Source organism: Paeniglutamicibacter sp. NPDC012692 (assembly GCF_042901625.1).
In the GTDB taxonomy this organism is placed as follows: domain Bacteria; phylum Actinomycetota; class Actinomycetes; order Actinomycetales; family Micrococcaceae; genus Paeniglutamicibacter.
The window spans coordinates 11,729-31,200 of the sequence record NZ_JBIBDE010000009.1 but is presented as its reverse complement, the minus strand read 5'-3'; the positions used below and the strand labels follow the sequence as shown (position 1 = coordinate 31,200).

The 19,472-nt window shown below is 58.9% G+C and carries 18 protein-coding genes; 10 read left to right on the top strand and 8 right to left on the bottom strand.

What is annotated here, in order from left to right; genetic code table 11:
• Nucleotides 1-13 precede the first annotated feature (13 nt).
• The 8 genes from ACFY5D_RS21005 (at nucleotide 14) to ACFY5D_RS20970 (ending at nucleotide 8,150) form a co-directional block, all read left to right on the top strand.
• On the top strand, nucleotides 14-1,369 hold the full coding sequence (locus ACFY5D_RS21005) for an MFS transporter (protein WP_387534341.1): 1,356 nt from the start codon (nucleotides 14-16) through the stop codon (nucleotides 1,367-1,369).
• Nucleotides 1,370-1,463: 94 nt separating this feature from the next.
• Entirely contained in the window at nucleotides 1,464-2,564 is a 1,101-nt protein-coding gene (locus ACFY5D_RS21000) for an LLM class flavin-dependent oxidoreductase (RefSeq protein ID WP_387534339.1), read from the top strand.
• A 101-nt stretch (nucleotides 2,565-2,665) separates the two neighbouring features.
• Nucleotides 2,666-3,097, top strand: a complete 432-nt coding sequence (locus ACFY5D_RS20995) for a RidA family protein (protein ID WP_387534337.1) — start codon at nucleotides 2,666-2,668, stop codon at nucleotides 3,095-3,097.
• A gap of 106 nt (nucleotides 3,098-3,203) precedes the next feature.
• Nucleotides 3,204-3,971 carry an alpha/beta hydrolase family protein gene (locus ACFY5D_RS20990; RefSeq protein WP_387534335.1) on the top strand — a complete coding sequence of 256 codons (768 nt, stop codon included), beginning with the start codon at nucleotides 3,204-3,206 and terminating at the stop codon, nucleotides 3,969-3,971.
• A 124-nt stretch (nucleotides 3,972-4,095) separates the two neighbouring features.
• On the top strand, nucleotides 4,096-4,599 hold the full coding sequence (locus ACFY5D_RS20985; RefSeq protein WP_387534333.1) for a hypothetical protein: 504 nt from the start codon (nucleotides 4,096-4,098) through the stop codon (nucleotides 4,597-4,599).
• A complete protein-coding gene (locus ACFY5D_RS20980) occupies nucleotides 4,586-5,611 on the top strand; it encodes an ABC transporter permease (RefSeq protein ID WP_387534331.1) in 1,026 nt (341 codons plus the stop codon). Before ACFY5D_RS20985 ends, ACFY5D_RS20980 begins: the two co-directional genes overlap by 14 nt.
• Nucleotides 5,608-6,465: an ABC transporter permease gene (locus ACFY5D_RS20975; RefSeq protein ID WP_387534329.1), complete on the top strand. Its 858-nt coding sequence runs from the start codon at nucleotides 5,608-5,610 to the stop codon at nucleotides 6,463-6,465. Before ACFY5D_RS20980 ends, ACFY5D_RS20975 begins: the two co-directional genes overlap by 4 nt.
• The gene (locus tag ACFY5D_RS20970) at nucleotides 6,462-8,150 is read left to right on the top strand and encodes a dipeptide ABC transporter ATP-binding protein (RefSeq protein WP_387534327.1); all 1,689 of its coding nucleotides are present in this window, start codon (nucleotides 6,462-6,464) and stop codon (nucleotides 8,148-8,150) included. The genes ACFY5D_RS20975 and ACFY5D_RS20970 overlap by 4 nt, the downstream gene beginning before the upstream one ends.
• Before the next feature lie 254 nt (nucleotides 8,151-8,404).
• On the opposite strand, the gene ACFY5D_RS20965 is transcribed toward ACFY5D_RS20970, so the two are convergent.
• The 4 genes from ACFY5D_RS20965 to mobC all read right to left on the bottom strand — a co-directional run bounded on the left by ACFY5D_RS20965 (nucleotide 8,405) and on the right by mobC (nucleotide 11,572).
• Nucleotides 8,405-8,863, bottom strand: coding sequence for a DUF4913 domain-containing protein (locus ACFY5D_RS20965; protein WP_387534325.1), 459 nt, complete (start codon nucleotides 8,861-8,863; stop codon nucleotides 8,405-8,407).
• Nucleotides 8,860-9,663, bottom strand: a complete 804-nt coding sequence (locus ACFY5D_RS20960) for a hypothetical protein (protein WP_387534323.1) — start codon at nucleotides 9,661-9,663, stop codon at nucleotides 8,860-8,862. The genes ACFY5D_RS20965 and ACFY5D_RS20960 overlap by 4 nt, the downstream gene beginning before the upstream one ends.
• A 77-nt stretch (nucleotides 9,664-9,740) precedes the next feature.
• Nucleotides 9,741-11,201 carry a relaxase/mobilization nuclease domain-containing protein gene (locus tag ACFY5D_RS20955; RefSeq protein WP_387534387.1) on the bottom strand — a complete coding sequence of 487 codons (1,461 nt, stop codon included), beginning with the start codon at nucleotides 11,199-11,201 and terminating at the stop codon, nucleotides 9,741-9,743.
• Nucleotides 11,202-11,239: 38 nt separating this feature from the next.
• Complete coding sequence (gene mobC / locus ACFY5D_RS20950) at nucleotides 11,240-11,572, bottom strand: plasmid mobilization relaxosome protein MobC (protein WP_387534385.1); 333 nt, start codon at nucleotides 11,570-11,572, stop codon at nucleotides 11,240-11,242.
• A 350-nt stretch (nucleotides 11,573-11,922) separates the two neighbouring features.
• On the opposite strand from mobC, the gene ACFY5D_RS20945 reads away from it, so the two are divergent.
• Complete coding sequence (locus tag ACFY5D_RS20945; protein WP_387534321.1) at nucleotides 11,923-12,180, top strand: hypothetical protein; 258 nt, start codon at nucleotides 11,923-11,925, stop codon at nucleotides 12,178-12,180.
• 306 nt (nucleotides 12,181-12,486) lie between these two features.
• On the opposite strand, the gene ACFY5D_RS20940 is transcribed toward ACFY5D_RS20945, so the two are convergent.
• The 3 genes from ACFY5D_RS20940 to ACFY5D_RS20930 all read right to left on the bottom strand — a co-directional run bounded on the left by ACFY5D_RS20940 (nucleotide 12,487) and on the right by ACFY5D_RS20930 (nucleotide 16,211).
• Nucleotides 12,487-13,893 (bottom strand): hypothetical protein, encoded by a 1,407-nt coding sequence (locus ACFY5D_RS20940; protein WP_387534319.1) that lies wholly within the window; start codon nucleotides 13,891-13,893, stop codon nucleotides 12,487-12,489.
• A 170-nt stretch (nucleotides 13,894-14,063) separates the two neighbouring features.
• Nucleotides 14,064-15,299, bottom strand: a complete 1,236-nt coding sequence (locus ACFY5D_RS20935) for a protein kinase family protein (protein ID WP_387534317.1) — start codon at nucleotides 15,297-15,299, stop codon at nucleotides 14,064-14,066.
• A gap of 141 nt (nucleotides 15,300-15,440) precedes the next feature.
• Nucleotides 15,441-16,211 carry a YfbU family protein gene (locus ACFY5D_RS20930; RefSeq protein WP_387534315.1) on the bottom strand — a complete coding sequence of 257 codons (771 nt, stop codon included), beginning with the start codon at nucleotides 16,209-16,211 and terminating at the stop codon, nucleotides 15,441-15,443.
• A gap of 353 nt (nucleotides 16,212-16,564) precedes the next feature.
• Between ACFY5D_RS20930 and ACFY5D_RS20925 the strand changes: the two genes are divergently transcribed.
• Nucleotides 16,565-17,176 (top strand): recombinase family protein, encoded by a 612-nt coding sequence (locus ACFY5D_RS20925; RefSeq protein ID WP_387534313.1) that lies wholly within the window; start codon nucleotides 16,565-16,567, stop codon nucleotides 17,174-17,176.
• A 257-nt stretch (nucleotides 17,177-17,433) separates the two neighbouring features.
• Here the strand turns inward: ACFY5D_RS20925 and ACFY5D_RS20920 are convergent, their stop codons facing one another.
• Nucleotides 17,434-19,086 carry a hypothetical protein gene (locus ACFY5D_RS20920; RefSeq protein ID WP_387534311.1) on the bottom strand — a complete coding sequence of 551 codons (1,653 nt, stop codon included), beginning with the start codon at nucleotides 19,084-19,086 and terminating at the stop codon, nucleotides 17,434-17,436.
• Between the last annotated feature and the right edge of the window lie 386 nt (nucleotides 19,087-19,472).

Here is a 19,472-nt window from a genome sequence, read left to right as displayed (position 1 = left end):
GAGAAAGCACAGCATGGACATTCTTGCAAACATCCGCCAGTCCAAAATGACCTGGTTTCAAAATCGGACGGTCGCATTGGCACTCGTCTTGGTGCTCGTTGACGGTTTCGACGTGGCGGTGATGGCCTTCGCGGCTCCTGCCTTGTCGGCGGAGTGGAGCATCGACCCGGTGACACTTGGATACCTGCTGAGTGCCGGCCTCATTGGCATGGCGGCAGGATCCATTTTCCTCACTCCGCTGGCCGATCGAATCGGCCGACGCCCACTCGCGCTGTTGGGGATGGGCATCGTGACCATCGGAATGGTCGGGGCGTTGTTAAGCACCGATGTGCCTCAACTGATAGCGTTCCGCATCATTACCGGAATCGGTGTCGGCGGCATGACGGCCACCCTGAACGTTTTGGTCGCGGAGTTCTCCTCGGACAAGCGCAGGGGAACCGTGATGGGCATCTATGCCGCAGGCTTTGGCATCGGAGCAACATTGTGTGGCATCTTTGCGGGTCTCTTCATCCCGCGATTCGGCTGGCAGTCGATTTTTATTGTCGGTGCGGTGGTGTCTGCGCTGTTGCTGATCGCCTCGCTGAAGATGCTTCCGGAGTCCCTAGACTTCCTGGTCAACAAGCGCCCGGCAAACGCCATGGAAAAGATCAATGCACTCCTCGGGTCGATGGGCCAGGTGAAAATCGATGAGCTTCCGCCAGTCCCCTTGCAGCAAACGCGCCAGGGTGTCGTGAAGGAGGTCTTTGCCGGTTCCGCTGGGTTCCGAACGATCATGCTGTGGGTTGGTTACGGATTGCTGACCAGCGGTTACTACTTTGCCAACACGTGGACACCGAAGATCATGGCCACGGCTTCCGGCGACAAATCGCTGGGTGTGACGGTTGGAACCATCGTGAACTTCGGTGGCATCATCGGTTGCCTGGTCTTCGGCCTCGTCGCCGTTTTCATCCGAAGCCGAATCCTGTTGACCATCACCCTTTTCGCGGCTGCAGTCAGCTTTGTGGTGTTCGCGCAAGTCATGCACCTGTCGGCGCCGGCAATTGGCGTGGCGTTCGTGTTGGGCCTGCTCACCACCGCCGGACTTGCCGGATTCTACGCACTTTCGCCAGAGCTTTACTCGCCCCAAGCCCGAGTCACGGGGACGGGCTGGATGATCGGCAGCGGACGCCTGGTGTCGATCGCCGCACCCATTCTGGTCGGATACCTGATTTCGGGCGGCTGGGCCGCGAAAAGCATTTTCCCGCTATTCGCCGGAGCATTGGTGCTGTCGGCGGTCGCGGTCATTGCCTTGAGCATGTCTCAGCGAAAGGCCGGCCCCGCCGCAACGGAAGGCACCTTGGCTCCCCAGGAGCTGTCGGCGGGCAGCTAGGGAACCTGGTTTTCGCGGGATCGATCTGAATCCGGGTTCGGGCCGATCACCATTCTCTGCTGACTTATCTGTTTCGAACAAGCAAGGAGCGCAAATGCAAAAGACAATTGATGTTGGAGTGTTCATCCCTGTCGGAAAGAACGGATGGATCCACTCTTCGAACGCCCCCCATACGCCCGGGACGTTCGACCACGTTCTGGAAGTCACCCGCAATGCAGAGGAGATCGGATTCGATTTCGTCCTCAGCCCGGCCATCTGGCGCGGACGCAAGGGGCCATCCGAGCACTGGATGGTTTCCCTGGAATCGCTGACGACCTCCGCGGCGCTGCTTCAGGCAACCAGCCGCATCAATGTGTGGGCCACCGCGCACATGACGGTCTACCCTCCCGCAACGATCGCCAAGATGATCACCACGCTTGACCAGATCGGCCCGGGACGGGTCGGACTGAATCTTGTCACGGGCGCCAGTTTCCTGGACCTGAACCACGTCGGATTGTGGGACGGGGCCTTGGACCACGACGGCCGCTACCGCCTCGGAGATGAATGGATCCAGGTGGTCAAGCGTCTGTGGAGCGAGCCGGTCGTCACCCACAAGGGCGAGTTCTTCGAAACCAACGAAGCAACAATGGGACCGAAGCCCTCGAAGATGCCTCCGATCGTCAACGCCGGGTCCTCCGGCAGGGGATTCCAGTTCGCCGCCGAAAACTGCGATGTTGCATTTGTCGTTGCCAGCGACAACCCCAGCCACCTCGCCGCCGCCAAGAAAGCCAAGGAAACCGCCCGGGAGCTGGGCAAGCCGGACCTGAAGACTTTCGGGCTTGTCTACCTGATTCCCGGTGAAACCGACGAAGAGGCACAAGCCTTGCTGGAGCACTTCGACGCCGGGGTGGACCGCGAATGCGTCGCGGACGTCAAGGCCGGCTACCAGCAGAACCCCAGCAACAAGGCCGTTGGCGAGAAGTCCAAGATCTTCGGCGACGAAGAGGTCAGTGCCGTCTCGAGCTCCGTGATGGTCGGCTCCTACGAAGCGCTCGCTCACCGGCTCGCCAGCACGGTGCTGGAAGCGGAACTCGATGGCGTCATGATCATCGTCCCCGACTACATCCACGACCTTGAGCCCGTGGCCACCCGGATCCTGTCCCGGATGGCCGAGCACGGCGTCGGCTGCGCGATTGGCGAGCCCAGCAGAGTCTGATGTGACTTCGGTATTTGCCGGCGCTCCGTGGACGGATTGCCCGCCCGTGGAGCGCCACATGCCAGACATTCAAGCAGGATCAAAATACAAGGAGAAGCTCTGTGAGCAACGAAGGAAGCAAGACCTTGGGCGGTTCAAGCACGGCGTTGACGCCGCCGATCTCGCCGGCGATTCGCGTCGGCGACACCATCTACCTGGCCGGTGTGATTGCCCGGGAACCTGACGGCAGCGCGTACGCCCCGGGTGATCCGGTGCGCCAGGCGGAGAAGATTTTCGAGAAGATGAGCGCTGTTCTTGCAAGCCAGGGCGCCACGCTGCAAGACGTGGTCAAGCTCGTGACCTACTTTTCCGTCCCGCTTGATCGAACAGTCAGCGAGGAGTACTGGGAAGTGAGGCGCAAATATTTTGGAAACCACGCGCCCACCAGCACCGGCGTCCAGGTCGTGTCGCTCATTGAAAGCGATTTCGTGATCGAAATCGAAGCAGTCGCCGCCGTGGGATCTTCAGCGTCGGCAGCCGGCCAAGACAACTAGCAACAAGGTGCGGCGACGGGATCCGGGCGGGGCGTTGTGCTTCGCCCGGATTCCCTGTGTGAACCCCGCCGAACGACGGAATGCCCAAGGCCAACGAGGAGAACCCATGAACCGACACGACATCACCTACGGACCCGAGCCGGATCAGCACATCCAGTGCCACGCGCCTTCGGGAACCACCACAAGCAAGGGTCTGGCAATCCTTGTTCACGGGGGCTACTGGCGAAGCCGCTTCACCGCATCGCTCATGGACGCGATGGTTTCCGACTTGCTGGACGGCGGTTGGGCAGTGGCCAATGTCGAATACAGGCGGGGATCAGAAAACAGCACCTGGCCCGAGCCCGCCGAAGACGTGGCACTCGCCATCGAAACGCTCGCCAACAGCCAGTGGGCAGGCGGCCCGCGCATCGCCATCGGCCATTCGGTGGGCGGGCAACTGGCATTGCTGGCGAACGCGGGTGTTGATGCGGTGGTCGCGCTGGCACCGTTGACCGACATTACCCGAACGCGAGCCGAAGGACTGGGCGACGGCGCCGTGTCCGAGTACTTCGGGAACGCGGAACCGGCCACGTACCGCGGAGCCTCACCAATCCACCAGCTGCCGCTGACGGCCCCCGTTTTGGTGGTCCATGGCGTGCAAGACGATCGAGTGCCCGTTGAACACTCACGCGACTTTGTGGCCGCTGCCCTGGCGGCGCGTTCCGAAATTGAGATCCAGGAGCATGCGGCGATGGACCACATTGGCGCCATTGATCCGAAGCTCGGGCATTGGGCAGGGGTGCTCGAATGGATGGATGCCCGAACTCGGGCCTGCAATAGTGCCAACCCGGCAGCGTCGGGCAACAGTCGAGGCCAGGCGGCGGCGTTTGTGTGATTCTGGCCAGGAGGCCTCGGCGTCCTGTGCGGAGGGCGTTTCCGTGGGCGAGACATTCGACGTTCGCAGGCCGACTGCACCCCGAAACTCAGGCCTGAGCCTTTTCCTTGGCCATAGCAACGATTTGCCTGACGCGGGCCAGGAAATCACCATCACCACCGCGCCGATGGGCAACGCCTTCGCGGTGGTGGCCCAGGCCACCGCCGCCGCAGCGGAGTCGATCGGCCTGAAGGCCACGATCAACACGGTGACCCCGAGTGCGTACACCTCGCTCTTCTCGGATCCGGCGGCCCGCGAGGGAACCGACCTGTTCTACACCAACTGGTACCTTTCCACGGCGAACCCGCTGGAGATGTTCAGCATCCTGCGCACCGGGGATTTCTCCAACTACGGCTCCTGGGCCAACCCGGAGTTCGACAAGGCAACGAACGCCGGACTGCAGGGCACCGACCCGGCCAAGAGCATGGCCAAGGCGGTCGAAGCGCAAAAGATTGCCAACAAGGAACTTCCCTGGTTGCCGCTCTACGAGAGCCCGAGCAATATCTGGATGAACAACAAGATCACGGGTGCCTCACCGTCGGTGAACTACCTGTACTACCCATGGGCGGCCCAAATTGGCGCAAAGTAACCTCGCCGCAGCGACCCCGCCGGCTCCGGGGGCAACCAAGCCCCCGCGCCAGGCGGGCGCGGCACTGAAACTCGCGGCCGGAAAGATCGGCGCATTCCTCTTCACCGTGTTCGTTTCCTCGGTGATCGTGTTCTTCTCGCGCTGGCTGGTGCCGGGCGACCCGATCAGTTTCCTGCTGCGCGGGCGCAGCCCCAACCCGGAGGCCATCGCGGAAGTCACGGCCATCTACGGCCTGGACAAACCCCCGTTGGAGCAGTACTGGAACTGGATCACCGGCGTGCTGCAGGGCGACTTCGGCCGTTCGCTGCAGTACCGCCAGGACGTCACCGACGTGATCCTGAACCGCCTGCCCGTCACCCTGGGCCTGGTGGTCATGGCCGGTGCGATGATCGCGATCCTCGGCCTGGCCGCGGGCATCGCCGCCGCGTTGTTGCGCGGCACCTGGGCCGACCGGGCGATCGTGGCCTCCATGTCGGGCCTTGCTGCCATCCCGTCGTTCGTGGGTGCCATTGTCCTGATTGCCGTCTTCGCGGTGCAGCTTGGCATGTTCCCGTCCTTTGGGTCGGGAACCGGGTTCTGGGACATGGTGTACCACTTGGTTCTTCCGTCCCTGGCGCTGGCTCTCTCGTTCATCGCAGTGGTGGGGCGGGTGACCCGCTCGGCCATGGTAGAGCAGTTCGCCCGCGAGCACGTCGAGGTTGCCCGTTCCCGCGGCATCACTCCGGTTGCGGTTGTCATCCGCCACGTGCTGCGCAACGCCACCGGCCCGATCCTCACGGTGTCCGGCCTGCTGGTTGCCGGCCTCCTGGTGTCCTCCGCGATCGTGGAACAGGCCTTCGGCCTGGCCGGCTTGGGTTCCCTGCTGGTTTCCTCCGTGGACCGCCTGGACTTCCCCGTGGTGCAGGCGATCGTGCTGATCGTCGTCACCGCATTCGTAGCCATCAACACCCTGGTTGACCTCCTGGGTCCCGTTATCGATCCACGCCTGAAGGCGGGGGAAGGGGCACGATGACCATCCAAGTTGCTCCGCGTTTGCCGATCAAGCGCCTGAGCCTGAAAAACCGCCGGTGGGGGCTGATCATCTCGTGCGTCTTCCTGGCGTTGGTCCTGCTCACCGCCGTCCTTGCCCCGCTGGTGGCGCCGTATCCGCCGTCCGCGGTCGACCTGTTGAGGGTCAACTCCGGGCCGACGCCGCAGCACTGGCTGGGCACCGACGCCCTGGGCCGCGACATCTTCTCGCGCATGATCCACGGATCGCGCACCGCGCTGGCCGGTCCGGCGTTTGTGGTCCTGCTTTCCTCGATCTTGGGCCTGCTGATCGGTTTGTGGGCCGGCTGGGCCGGCGGCAAGGTCGATGCGATCATCAGCCGCGTCTTCGACATCGTGCTCGCGTTCCCGGGCCTGTTGCTGGCGATCCTCGCCGTGGCACTTTTCGGCAAGGGACTGGTGGCACCCGTGCTGGCCATGTCCATTGCCTACACCCCGTACATCGGGCGGCTGACCCGGCAACTCGTTGCCACCGAAAAGAACCGCCAGTATGTGGCCGCATACAAGGTGCAGGGGTTCTCCGCACCATGGATCGCCACCCGGGCCGTGATGCCCAACGTGCTGGGCGTGGTCGGTTCGCAGGCCACGCAGAACTTCGGGTACGTGCTTGTCGAGCTGGCCGCCCTGTCCTTCCTGGGTCTCGGCATCCAGGCGCCGCAGGCCGACTGGGGCAACATGATCAATGAAGGCCAGACAGCATTGGTCAGTGGAAACTTCATGCCCGCACTCATCCCGGCGGTGGCCGTGGTGCTCGTTGTCGTGGCAGTGAACACCGTTGGTGGCTGGCTATCAGACAAGCTGGGAGATCCCTTCGCATGAACCTCTTAAACGTCTCTGACCTAAGCATCGAGATCAACCAGCCCGGGGGCTCGACCCTGCTGCTGGACAAGGTTTCCCTGCACATCGCGCGCGGCGAAACCGTGGCGCTGGTTGGCGAATCGGGATCCGGGAAGTCGCTGACGGCCCGCGCCGTGTTGGGCCTGCTGCCTTCCTCTGCCGACGTCACCGGCGAGATCGAGCTCGAGGGCGTCCCGGTCCTCAAGGCCTCCCCGGCCGAGCTGCGCGCCATGCGCCGCACCCGGGCGGCCATGGTCTTCCAGGACCCGCGCTCGTCGATCAACCCGGTGCGCACCCTCGGTGCCCACCTGATCGAGCCGATGATGCAGGTGCCGGGTGCCGACAAGGCCGCACTCGAGGCGCGGGCCGTGGAACTGCTCGGTTCCATGGGGTTGAGCAATCCAGAGGCCCGCATGAAGCAGTACCCGCACGAGTTCTCCGGCGGCATGCTGCAGCGCGTCATGATCGCCGGCGCCCTGATGAACGACCCGGAACTGCTGATCTGTGACGAGTCGACCACTGCCCTGGATGTCACCACCCAGGCGGCGGTGATCCAGCTGCTCTCCGACGCCGTGTCCGAGCGCTCCATGGGCATGCTTTTCATCACCCACGACCTGGCCCTGGCCGCGTCGATTGCCGACCGCACCTACGTGCTGCGCCACGGCGTGGTCCAGGAACACGGCGAGACCCGCCAGGTCTTCGAACGCCCCGTCTCGGAATACACCAAGAAGCTCGTTGCGGCAACGCCCAGCATGCAGGGTGCCCCGAAGGCCGGAGCACACCGCACGGAGTCCGCCGAGGCCCCCGTGCTGAGCGTGGACAACGTCTCCAAGACGTATCACATCCACGGGCAGCCGTCGGTTGAGGCTCTGAAATCCGTGTCACTGGCCATTCCGGCCGGTGGCGGCCTGGCCGTCGTTGGCGAGTCCGGTTCGGGAAAATCGACCCTCGGACGCATCGTTGCCGGCCTGGAACACGCAGACACCGGTGAGATGACGGTGGCAGGTGGCGAGGTCAAGGGCGGGAGCGCCAAGGAACGCCGGTTGAAGACGGCCTCGCGCGTCCAGATGGTGTTCCAGGATCCCTACCAGTCCCTGGATTCCCGGCTCACCCCGGCCAAGGCGCTGGCCACGGTCCTGAAGCTGCACTACAAGCTCGATGCCAAGGCCATGAAGGCCCGCATCAAGGAACTGCTTGAATCCGTGGGGCTTGAGGAAAAGCACGCAAACCTCTACCCGCGCAAGCTTTCCGGCGGCCAGCGGCAGCGCGTTGCCATCGCCAAGGCCATGGCCCTGAGCCCGCGCCTGCTGGTGCTCGACGAGGCGACCAGCGCGCTGGACGTGTCGGTGCAGGCGCAGGTGCTTGATCTGGTCAACAAGCTGCGCAAGGAAAGCGGCGTCGCGGTGCTGTTCATCAGCCACGACCTGGCGATCGTCGGGGAAATTTGCGACGAGCTGCTGGTGGTCCAGAACGGAGCCATCGTGGAGAGCGGTCCGACCGGCGCGGTGCTGAACAACCCGCAGCACCCCTACACCCAGACCCTGTTGGCCTCGGTGCCGCGCCCGCGCTGGGAAACCGACGGCAGCGACAGCGCCAGACAGGAAACCCTCGAGGACGGGGACCCGCGCAGCGAGGACCTGGAACACGCGCAGAACAACAGTTTCTAGGGAAAAAGACAATGACTACATCAAGCCGACGTTCTTTGAGAATGCCGAACTTGACCTGCGTGGCAGTAACCGCCCCGGGCTGGTTCCCATTTTTCGTTGGCGGCAGTTCGTTTTCAGCCTACTGGAGCGCAGATCAGGCAGACTGCCGCATCCATAACTCAGAAGGCCAGGTAAGGTTCGGCGGTTTCTGGCATTTGCAACACTGGTGGATGGCTATTTAGTTATTAGGTCGCCATCCCCTTTGGCTAGGGGTTCTACTCTGCGTCTTTGCCCTGTCGGAAGTACCCTGGCGGGGCATCCCAGACGGGGAAGGTCTCAGGCAGTTGTGGGTGTGTGGTCTTGTCGTAGGCATGGAATGGGCCATCCATTGCGGTGAGTCGATCCATCAGCGGGTAGAAGTAGTCCCTGTAGAACACCAGGATTTGTTGTGGGCCTTCCCAGCGCATCTGTTCCCACGACTCCCACAGCGCGGTAATCAGTGAATACGCTTCGGGGTAGTCATACCAGTTCGGTGCCCAACTCCTATTTGAACCGAGCTTGCGAAGATACCGGGGCAATGCGTACCGGTGGAGCCATTGTTCTGCATCCGAGAACATGAATGGTCGTTCTGGCTTTGCCACGTCCGTGGCTTCAACGGAGTAAGCACGCGGTTCCTCGGCTGTGTCGTCGCCGTCAAGATCCATGGAATCCGTGCCCGGAGGTATCTCAATCATCGGGATAGCTCCTGGCTCTGCCCGCGCTGTGTTCCCACAGCGTCGAGTACCTTCTTGCGGTTCTTCATCGCGGCCTGTGAGTTGTGGGTGGTGGGAGCCTTCGGGAAATCGGCATCCTTGCCGCCCTTTTCCTTCCACACGGCCAGCACAGCCGCAGGTGCGGCGCTTGGTTCGTTATCGGGGCGATCCGTGGGATCGTCGCTGGGCCTCGTTGTTTCCTTGGCCTCGTCGGCTTGGGTGTGCTTCGCGTCTTGCTGTGTTTCGGCTTCCGCTTCGCCAGCTCGTGCAAGGTTGGCTTGCTCGTCCTGCTTCGCGGCGGCCGCTGCCTGTTCCAGCTCGTGAGCGGTGTCCTTGCCGTCCTCGGCGATTGCGCCGGTCTCCGCTACTTCGGTCCCTGCCTCCTTGCCCTGTGCCTCGCTGTTGAGTCGCTGGCTGGCCAGGTAATCATCCAGGGCATCCCGCAACGCCTGGTGCCTCTGGACGGAGGAAGTGGGGTGGTCGCGGTTGATGTCCTCGACGTTGATTCCATACTGGTTGCGAATCCGGTCAGCGCCCGCCATGAACGCCTGGGAAGCATCATTGTGTTTGAGCGCTAGTTCGCTAGCTACCGTCATGCGGTCGGCAATGGCTTCGCTGCTGGCGTGCTTCCAAAACGATGGTGAGGAAAGCTCGCGACGGATCATCTCGGCCACACCACGTTCGCGCGCAACCTGCGCGCTGGCTTCGGCCTGGCTCATGCTCACCCGGCGCTGTGCTTGCTCAGCGGCCTGCATTCCGGAACCCATGATGGCGCGGGTCATGTTGCCGAACTCTTGGATGATTTCCGATTCTTCTTGATCAACCATCGTGCTCACTCTCCCTTATTGTTTGGCCGTACCTAGCGTTCGTAACCCTGGTCTTGTCCCGATCCAGGTTGTGCACTGGAGTTCCAATCTCGGTATGGAACAGTCGGTGCCTTGGACACAGCAACACTCGCTGCTTCTTCCTTTTGGATGCGCTGCATTTCCCTGGTGATGATGCCCTCGGCATCCTTCAACAAGCGGTCAACGTTGTTTGAGAAGTGGGGTCGATCCTGTGTCATCTGGTTCTCAAGCATGACCCGGCCCAGGCGTCCTGCCTGCTTGGCCACAGCGACCCAGCCCCGGCCCTGACCAGCTGCAAAGCGCTGATTCATGCGTGCCGCATACCGGAGGTTTCCCGAACCTTGTGCGGCGCGTGCGTAGGACTCCGAAAGACGTTGGAATGTTGCTGGCTTGTTGCGCTCGAACTGCAAGGACAAGCGCGCGTAGATGTTCGCCAAAGTATCCGGTCCGGTCTTGTGGCTCATCATCCGTTCCAGTTGCTCGTTCGATACCGGATGGGCGACAGCCTTGTGACGTTCGCGCTCGGTGTTCGATGAATGCAAGGACACCAGGTAAGCGTCACCGGATTCGCGGTTGGCGTTGCCGAAACGTGCGTGAACATCGTTCCATGCAAGTGTTGAATCGAGCTTGCTAGGTGCGTACCAGATGCCGCGTTCGTCCGTGCCGCGTCCACCCAACGAGACCTTGTACCCGCGCACTTCGGTGTTTGAACCCGGCTTGAAACTCGGGGCAACATGCACACCCAAATCCTGGGCGTGACGCAAATACTCTTCGGCATTGTTCGAGGTTGAAAGCGCGGCGCGTAGGCGGCGGCGCAGCTCGAACTTATCCGACAGAACGTTGTTGCCGCGATCTGCACGCGCTCGCTCGGCGGGCTTCTCACCGGCCAGGCCCTTGCCGTGTTCCTGGGACTCCAAGCGCGGCAGACCGAACTCCTTCTCAAGCTCCCGGCACACCATCTGGGCGCGGTGGAAGTCGTTGTTGATGTTCGCCTTCGTTCCGTCCTCGCGGATCAGCTGAACGACAAGGTGGATGTGGTCGTTCCCGTTCTTGGAAGCGCCATGGTGCACTGCTGCCCAACGCGATGACTTCGCGCCATCGGGATCAATGAAACCCATACGCGCAACGAACTGGGTGGCGATCTTTTCCCACTGTTCATCGCTGACACGTCCATGCCCGGAGTCAACGGCCAAGGAGCAATGCCAAACATGGCCCGGCTTGGAACCGGTGCGGATCTTCTTGCCTGCTTCGTCCGTGAGGAACTCGCCGGATGCATCGTCGCGGGCATAGACCGGAACGTTGAACTCGGCCTCATGAATGCGGCGCGGCTGATCGAGCATGTACCCGATCTCGAATCCCTGGTTCGCATCCAATGATGTGCCCACCGGAATGGCAAAAGTCACTCGGTCATCACCCGCGATCAGGTGCGGGTTCTCGTGTTCGTTGGAGCGGCCCGGCCCCACCAGGTAGGCCATCACTCCGTTCATGCGTCCACCGCGCACCACGTTGGGAATCATGACGGTTCACCAACAACCTTCAACGATTCCAACGCTTCATCAATTCGGTTCACCGACGCACGCAACTGCGCCAGGGATGCCTCAAGCTCCCCCTGGATTTCGCCCGTCGCATTGGCCGCGCGGGCAATCTGGTTAATGTTGTTACCCACCGCAGCGAGGCCGCGTTGAAGCTGAAACAGCGCCGTCAAAAGATCGCGACGTTCGGTGAGCGTTTCACCCTGAAACGAGGAAAGCGTTGATTCAACCAAAAGGCGCTGGATGCTGACGCCAAGTTCATCGGCGTGGATCTTCAAAGCGGTCTTTTCGACCAGCGAGAGCTTCAACTGCACAGGGTGCTTTCGGCCACCGCCGATGTTGGCCTGTCGCTTCCGTTCACGCCCAACAGCCACCGCTTCATCCCTTCGCCCAGTGCAACCCCGCTCGAACCACTAGGTTCAAGTGTCCCACGTCCGCGAAACGCAGTAAAGCGGAAAGCCGACTTAGCTATGCTAATTCTATAGCTTGCTCCGTCACCAACGGTCAATCTGTTTGCGAATCCTTGGCTTCGGGAACTAGAAATCGATGCTCCGCGCGGAGTAGCATCGGAGAGAACGGTCAATGGCCAGGATGGCCCTTGAAACAACATTGCGGCCGGCCGCACACCACGCCGCTGGCCTCCGAAACCACCGGAGATGATCACATGAGCGACGCAGCAACCCGAATCCTTGAACAGCTCCAGGCGCAAAACGACCTGCGCATGCAAGCTGCCAACGACATTGCCCAGGCAGTCGCCTCACGGGTCAACGCCGAGAACGCCCTCACCGAAGCAAAGGCAAACGAAAAGGCCGCGTTCACCAACGCCCTCAAGAAGGGCTGGACCCAGCAGGAACTCAACAAGATCAGCCCCGCGCGTGCAACGCGCAAGCGCGCCGCAAAAACACAGACCGCTGGCGAATAATCCGTGTCAACCGATTCAAACAACTAGCGCTATTCAAAAGGAATGGTGGGTCATAATCCGTGTGGATCATGACTCACCATTGTTTGGTTGTGGTTCAGTTTGCATAGCCCCCTGACCACATGTGCACAGCGCAAGAAAAATCCTTCGGTCTTGCCGCTGCACACATGTGGACAGCGGGACCCAAGCGAACGCCCATACACAAGCCGCACGTTGCGGTACCTGGGTTCACGCACGTTATGCGAGCACGACTTGTGCATGGCCTCTGTCTATTCGAACATCGTAGTCGCTGCCTTATTGACAGGTTTCCTACGCATGCTCGGCTCGGATAGTCTCTCCCCGTTCGTTAAAGGAAATCTCGTAAGCCTCGTACACCCGTTGCACACGCCACAATGCTCGGTCTTCCCTAAATCCTTCGAGTAGGCTCCCGGAATCATCGACGATATGGAGCGCGAGCAGCCGAGCAATGTATCGGAGAACGACACCGACAACGTGTAGCACATCACCTTCAGGAAACTCTCCACGATCGAAATGCTTAATGTCGTTGTATGTCTTCGCGATGGCCCGGGCAAGGGCATTCGTACTCGGCGCCAGTCCGCTCCACTTGATCTCCAGAACATCAAGGCAACGGAACACATACGTAGCTGTAATAGGTCGCCCGCGATGATAGGTCACTTCTTCACCATCACGATGGCCAATAATCTGTCCTGCTGCTTCAACGCTCATCGATAAGGAAACAATCACGTCCTCGAGAAACAAGCCCTTACGTCCAAGAACACCGACTGCGGGTAGAACAAACCTTTTCCATTGCTCATATCTCGACGCCCAACGAGTCATTCCATCGATACCGATCTGCTCGAACGCTGCAAGAAACAACTGCAGATCCCCACGACTGGGGACCGGCTGACCGTAGTCCCGAACCGTCTGTTCACTAACAAGCTGAATCTTAGGATGAGATAAAACATCACCGCTCAAAGCGCGCTCAATGATCGACTCTGCCGAAACCTTATGCTGACGAAAATGTATAGGCTGCCCGGATAAGAGCGTAAGCAAGCTGACGACTTTTCGCTGCTCCGCAAGATGCTCGCTGAATGGACGTGGGCTCGGAAATCTCGTAACTAATACAGCGCCATCGTTAATGTTCAACCCGCCATCATCAGTCTCGTCAGGACGAGAGGTACGCCAATCTGATTCAAATTGCATAGCGGCTTCACCTTGCGCCCATGTTTCGCTTTTGACGGCACGAACGTTGACAGTTATGGCCTGAGACAGACCCTGCTCGTCAGTTTCAGGAACAAAGCCGACGGACTTCAGCCCTGTCCACTCTTGCAAACCATCGATTCGACTACGTACCTCGTCCAACACCAAAGGACGTTCCAGCGATGCCTCGCATGGCCCCAGTAGAGTTTCACTCGGGGCAAGTTTTCCTAAAGAAACACCGGGTTTCGGTGAATGCCCCAACCAGCGAATCCCGTAAAGACCAATCGACCCTTCAGGCGTCGCCAGGAGGAGATTTCGGGGCGGCGTTCTAGTTTCGAACCACTCATTCACATGGTTGAACTGCTCCGTGTCCCCGTGATCGATGTAAGGGATTTCAACGACAACACCGCGCAGATCTTCCATTTTGAGAGTCGCTCCCGTGAACGGCGTTGTCTCAACGCCGTCTACAAGAAGTCCCGCAACGCTTTGGCCGAATGTAATAGTTCGTAAGTCCATATCTCAGTTTATGGGGGACCACACAGAACTACATTTCGAGCGCACTGATGTCCTTTTCCTTGAAAAATTCCGGCCGTTCCAACGACAAACGTGACATCAAATCACCAATTTCAAAAATGTGCTCATTCACCCTCGCCAAACACAGAGCAACGGGCTCATCGGTGGGTCTGTCAGCTTAGGTAGTTCTCGGCCCGAAGTTCAGTCACGTCTCTGATTATTTCCTTAACATGCTGGTATCGGTCAGCAACATTAAGATCAGTACATCGCCGGACAATGCCGCCGAGGTTTTCCCCGCGAACATGGGGTGCTGTTCTCCCCGTAAAGATGAACGAAACCACATGCCCCACCGCATAGATTTCGTTTGCCAGGGAGTAATCCTTGAAGTGCTCGAGAGTAGGATCGAGAATCGTCCCCTTCATCTCGGTACCCGTCCGGGTAAGAATGGAACTTTGGGTCTTGTGCAATCCGAAATCAGAGAGCTTTACCTGGACCACACCGGCATCGTATGTCTTCACCAATACATTGTTGAAGCTCAGATCTCGATGGAGCACTCCTTTGACGGCTAGGTAACTGATGCCATAGAGAAATTGCTGTGCAATGCGTTTTCTCTTGGTGAAATCGAAGTTCGTCTTGCCGTTATTTTCCGCGATGTAGGTCCCTAGAGTGTGGTCGCAGTACTCCATGGTGTAGCTTTTGTCTGCTTCGTTGTATCGAAAGACCGACAGCACGTACGGAGAGCTGAGATCGGCTAGCACGGCGTACTCTGCTTCGAACCTTTTCATTTCAGCTTCGTCCAGAGTGTGGCGTGCTTTCTTCACCGCGACGTGCATCCGATATTCATCGTCTTTGTACTTGTACACCTGGGCGTAGGATCCGGAACCCACCGATTTTAGAGCGTAGTCCCTGCCAGACTTCTCTATCCGAACAGTGGATGCCGGGATCGAGAATATCGGTTCATAGTCCTCCAAAGTAACTTCTTCGAAGTCTTCAGGGATCGCGCTGCCGCCGCTGCTAGTAAGGAACCTGCGGCATCGTTCCAAGACAGTTTCATATGGAGCCGAGAGGCTAACGTCGACCCCGATTCGTCTCAGGGTTGTTCTAAGTTGGCCGATCTCGCGGGTGACATCGATCAGTTCCCGGCTCTGTTCGGCGTTATAGTGACCACCCCTCAGCCGTTTTTCGTTCATAAATCCCAGCAGGGAGTTGAGCCTGTCATGGAGGTAGGCAAAGGCTGGCCGTAAACGAGAGTTCTCTGCTTCGTAGAGGCGCGTGAAGCGATCATCGTACTGACGCTCCGAGTATTTGGTCTCGATGTCTTGATAGACAAAGCTTGGTGACACCAACGCTTCAGTCCCCGATCTTGTTAGTAGTTGTGGTCCCAATTCTGTCCCGCGGGCCTCCGCCACGAGCGGAGTGACGGTTCAGACTCTCACTGCTTTGGAGCTGAGGGCCTGAACCGTATTGCCAAGGTGGCAGTTTGGGGCAACACCTTGCGAAAGGTTGAATTCCGCAGGCTGGATCCATTTTCCGTATGAGACTTGCGAAGGCTATGCCTTCGAGGTCCGTGCGCCAGGGGCAGCCAAAAGGACCTGTTCGAGGTCTTCCGCGGAAAAGTAGTGTCGACTAATGCTGCCGCGGATGGCCTTTCGCCAAAGCGGCTTGAAGACCCGCAGCATGGCACGGTACGTAGGAAGCATCTGGCAATGCGAATTTCCGCTGTCATTCTCACGGCTAAAAGCATCCTTCTGCTCGGTCCAACGATTGGTTTTGACGAGGTGCCTGGCGTAGTTTGCCAAGCGGATCTCGTCTAGATCGTTGAAATCGAAGCCCCGGAAGGTGCCATGCAACTCGGCGTCCTCCACCTTGACCTGTTTCCACCCATCCTTGCCAAGCCCACGCACACTGGCTTGAATGACCCGGAACATATCGAAGATATCCCAGACCAGTTCGCATTCGGAGCGCGTCATTGGCTCGCTGATATCGGCAAATTCCTGGGAATACTCGCCGGCAAAACCATTTTCCAGCACCTGGATAGCCCGAACTTCTTGCTCCTCGTCGTAGTAAGACTCAGTGAGCCCGCCCTTTGTGGCAAGAAGGTTGCGGTGAAGCAGCTGAAGCACCTTGCGCTCGTACGGTGTCATTGAAATATCTTCAGCGTTGTCGGGGCGGTCGGCGCCAACTTCGCCTGCCTGCTCAAGGGTCAGGTGCACCTCAAGTGCCTCGCGAATGTAATCGCTGAGCGGGACTCCGCGGGCCTCTGCCGCTTCGGCAATGCGATCACGGGTCTCATCTTTCAACCTGATTGTTACTGTCGCCATCCAAACCACCCTTTCCGGGTTTACTGCTAACAAGCACGACTGTCGCACCGTAAGACAAGCATACGCGCGCGTCTTACGGTAGTGCAACTGCAAATTGTTTGGCCCGCAACGAAAGCCAATGCGGGCGCCGACTGTCATTTTCTCTAAGCCGACTGCACGGGATGCCAAAAGTCCATTGCAGAACTTGCAGCGGAGAACGACTCGCGAGGCGGCGTCCCAGTTCCTTGGAAGTGGAACACCCCCGACCCGGAATTCGAATCAGGGCGACACGCCGCCAAATTTAGTTCCATAACTAATCCCAAAAGAAGATCCCAAAAGAAACGTGCGAAACTGACTTTCGGTACAATGGGCGTATGGATATTGGGTATGCTCGCGTCTCAACGGCGAAACAGGATCTCGACCGGCAGCTCGACGCGCTTCGCGCCGAGGGCATCCCCTCCAAACGCATCTACGTGGATAAGAAGTCCGGCTCAACCACCAATCGCCCGGGGCTCCATGAAGCCCTGGACCAAGCCCGCGATGGCGATGTGATTGTCGTACACACCCTGGACCGGCTGGGCCGCACCGTCAGGGACACCCTGAACCTCATCCATGACCTAGCCGACCGCGGCGTAGGTGTGCGGAACTTGGCCGATCCAATCCGTGTTGACTCGGCCAACCCGGAGGACCCCATGTCCCAGCTGGCAGTGGTGATGCTGGCACTGTTCGGACAAATGGAACGAACCTATGCCATCGAGCGGGCAGCCCACGCCCGCGCCGTCGCCACCAGCAAAGGAAAACGCATCGGCCGACCCAGCGTTGTCGATCCGACGAAACTCGACTACGCGGCGCACCTGCGCGACGAAGGGCTCTCCATCAGCCAAATCGTGAAGAAAACCGGCATCACCCGATCCAGCCTCTACCGCCACCTTCCACCCCGACCGCCAGAGACGCTGACCGCCGTGGACAAGCCCCAAAACCACTGAAGCACCAAGACTTGATCGATGGTGCAGACGACTACGGACCGGAATGCTGTTTTGTGCAGGGAACTCCGGACATATCAATGTCTGAAGTCCCCTGCACTACCCCGAAATAGCGGCATTCCCGGTGCTGTGGCCTTTGGAGAATGACACCAAACTCACGGTTTTTGTGTCTCGAGCACGATCGTTACCAGACACTGTGATCCGTAGCGTCGGTTTTTTTGGCGAATTAACAAGTGACCCCTGTTTAGTCTCGAAAAACGCTATGACTGTGACTCACGGTAAGCAGCATAAACCGGCGAAAAATCGGCCCATCTCTTGAGCATCTCAGTAGAGTTTCTAAGCAGTTCCATGACAAACTCCTTCTTTTGCATCCCACCGAGTTTGCCCGCGATATACCTGTTGTAATCGGAACCCTTGCTATGAGCCGAAACCCTTGATCGCAGCTCTTGGATTTGCCTGAGCAGAGCGTTGTCTTCCTCGACGTGTTTGTAGCCGGTGACGGTGAAGAACCTCTGGAGCTTACTCAGCCCACGTTCACCCTCCGGCCCTTTGCCGATTGCTTTGACAATGGCCTTTTCGTTGAGGAAATCGACCAGGAGCTTGGCGAGGTTCATCAATTGATCCTCGAACTCGGATTGGGTTTCGTTGAGCGGAACGTGGAGCCGGTTAATGATCGATTTGTCAGCGTCGTGAGGTTCCCGGTAGATCTGCCACCCGTGGTTGCTGTTCCATTGATTCTGTAGATCTGCATATGCTGATTTAAATTGGTGATCCGGCTGCTGAGCATCGACCCATCTGCCCTCATAGGCGCGTTGTGAGTACGTACTGCTCATCGGACCGCGCGGGGCGATGTTGAAGCCTTTCCAATACTGGCGCTCTGTGTCAGGGAGATCGCGCCCAAGGTCGCCTAGGAAGACAGCTACATACTCTTCATGGTCGTTGTCCATGCGAAGATACCAGCGTGTATCGCATGAAACCGAACCATCAGTCACCGTATAGAGCTCAGCATGGTTGTAATACTTCAGCAACACATCTTTCCTGAAGAATACCGGGGTCAGATAGTGGGGTGCCTCAGGGTTTTTGCCGAAGTAGTTGGCGAGCTTGTCCTCTTCACAGGTGAAGGTGACAGGTTTGCCAAATTCGTCTTCACCAATGATGAAATCCTCATAAGTCCTGTTGCGGTCTTCGTACTCCCATAGATTGCACTTCTCAACAGGCCCGGGAGCGAAGAATTTTTTTGCATTGAAGTACGACGTTGTACGCCCAAACGAGGTGCCAGCATTGTTTGATCCGGCTGAATTCTCATTCTTCCACTCTGTGGCGAACTGCTCGAAGTCGGTATCTTGAGACACTTCAGGAAAATGACTGATTACATTCGTGTAGAGCCACAAATCAAGCTGCTTGAGCGCACGGAAACGGGCAAGGTAAGAGCTCCGAACACGAACTATTTCGCCGGTAATCTCGACCACAATCTCTTCCGTGCCATCATCGAAGACCTTTACCAAATTGCCGGTTTCTTTGTCCTCGAACAGTTCGAAAACCAGGCGGAACTCTTGGTTGATCAAGATCTCTGATTTTCTTGTTCCTGCAGAGTCAGTGACGATGACGAGGGGTTCCATCCCCTGGTCGTTGCCCAAAGGGAGATAAGTGGTCGACTTCGTCTCGGCATAGGTGGTCATGGTGCCTGGTTGGCCGAACCCGACAGTAGCATCCCAACTGCCTGAGCTCAGGAACTTAGACCGCAATCCGGGGGGTGCCAACACCGAGAATGTTGCGGCTGAGATAGGACTCTCGTCGATTCCTTCGAAGTCATAGAGCACGGTCCAGGGGCCCGACCCTGCGCGCAAGAATTCATCCTTCGCTCGCTGTCCACTGATCTCCGCTATCTCTGCTTCACTGAACGTGCTTGTCAATGCTCGGTCCTATCCGCTCTCGGGATCATCATGCCTTCGTAATGAGGCAAAATCAGATCCCGGCCCACAACGACTGGGCAGTTTCCTTGAACAATCTATTCTTCATTAGTTAGATCAAATGTTGAGTGGTTAGGCCTTCATAAACCTCAATCTCAGGCCACAAGTTGCACCACGAGTCGATGTCAGCGCGTGCTATTAAGGACGTGAAGAGACGGCTACCTTCTCATCCTGAGCGGAACCCAGTTCCTGGCGCAGGAGAAGTGCCACGTGCTCAGCTGCGGCGTCCATTTCGAGCGTGAGCACCGTTGTCGGAGAATTCGCTGCACCTGGAAATCGATCCGGGAGACCTGGGTTGCGCTCCATGTGCTCGAATACAGAGGACCCCG

Excerpts from the sequence above, each read along its gene's own strand:
- ACFY5D_RS21005 (WP_387534341.1), top strand. The coding sequence starts at position 14 with ATGGACATTCTTGCAAACATCCGCCAGTCCAAAATGACCTGGTTTCAA.
- ACFY5D_RS21000 (WP_387534339.1), top strand. The coding sequence starts at position 1,464 with ATGCAAAAGACAATTGATGTTGGAGTGTTCATCCCTGTCGGAAAGAAC.
- ACFY5D_RS20990 (WP_387534335.1), top strand. The coding sequence starts at position 3,204 with ATGAACCGACACGACATCACCTACGGACCCGAGCCGGATCAGCACATC.
- ACFY5D_RS20975 (WP_387534329.1), top strand. The coding sequence starts at position 5,608 with ATGACCATCCAAGTTGCTCCGCGTTTGCCGATCAAGCGCCTGAGCCTG.
- ACFY5D_RS20970 (WP_387534327.1), top strand. The coding sequence starts at position 6,462 with ATGAACCTCTTAAACGTCTCTGACCTAAGCATCGAGATCAACCAGCCC.
- ACFY5D_RS20965 (WP_387534325.1), bottom strand. The coding sequence starts at position 8,863 with ATGATTGAGATACCTCCGGGCACGGATTCCATGGATCTTGACGGCGAC.
- ACFY5D_RS20960 (WP_387534323.1), bottom strand. The coding sequence starts at position 9,663 with ATGACCCGCGCCATCATGGGTTCCGGAATGCAGGCCGCTGAGCAAGCA.
- ACFY5D_RS20955 (WP_387534387.1), bottom strand. The coding sequence starts at position 11,201 with ATGGCCTACCTGGTGGGGCCGGGCCGCTCCAACGAACACGAGAACCCG.
- ACFY5D_RS20945 (WP_387534321.1), top strand. The coding sequence starts at position 11,923 with ATGAGCGACGCAGCAACCCGAATCCTTGAACAGCTCCAGGCGCAAAAC.
- ACFY5D_RS20940 (WP_387534319.1), bottom strand. The coding sequence starts at position 13,893 with ATGGACTTACGAACTATTACATTCGGCCAAAGCGTTGCGGGACTTCTT.
- ACFY5D_RS20930 (WP_387534315.1), bottom strand. The coding sequence starts at position 16,211 with ATGGCGACAGTAACAATCAGGTTGAAAGATGAGACCCGTGATCGCATT.
- ACFY5D_RS20925 (WP_387534313.1), top strand. The coding sequence starts at position 16,565 with ATGGATATTGGGTATGCTCGCGTCTCAACGGCGAAACAGGATCTCGAC.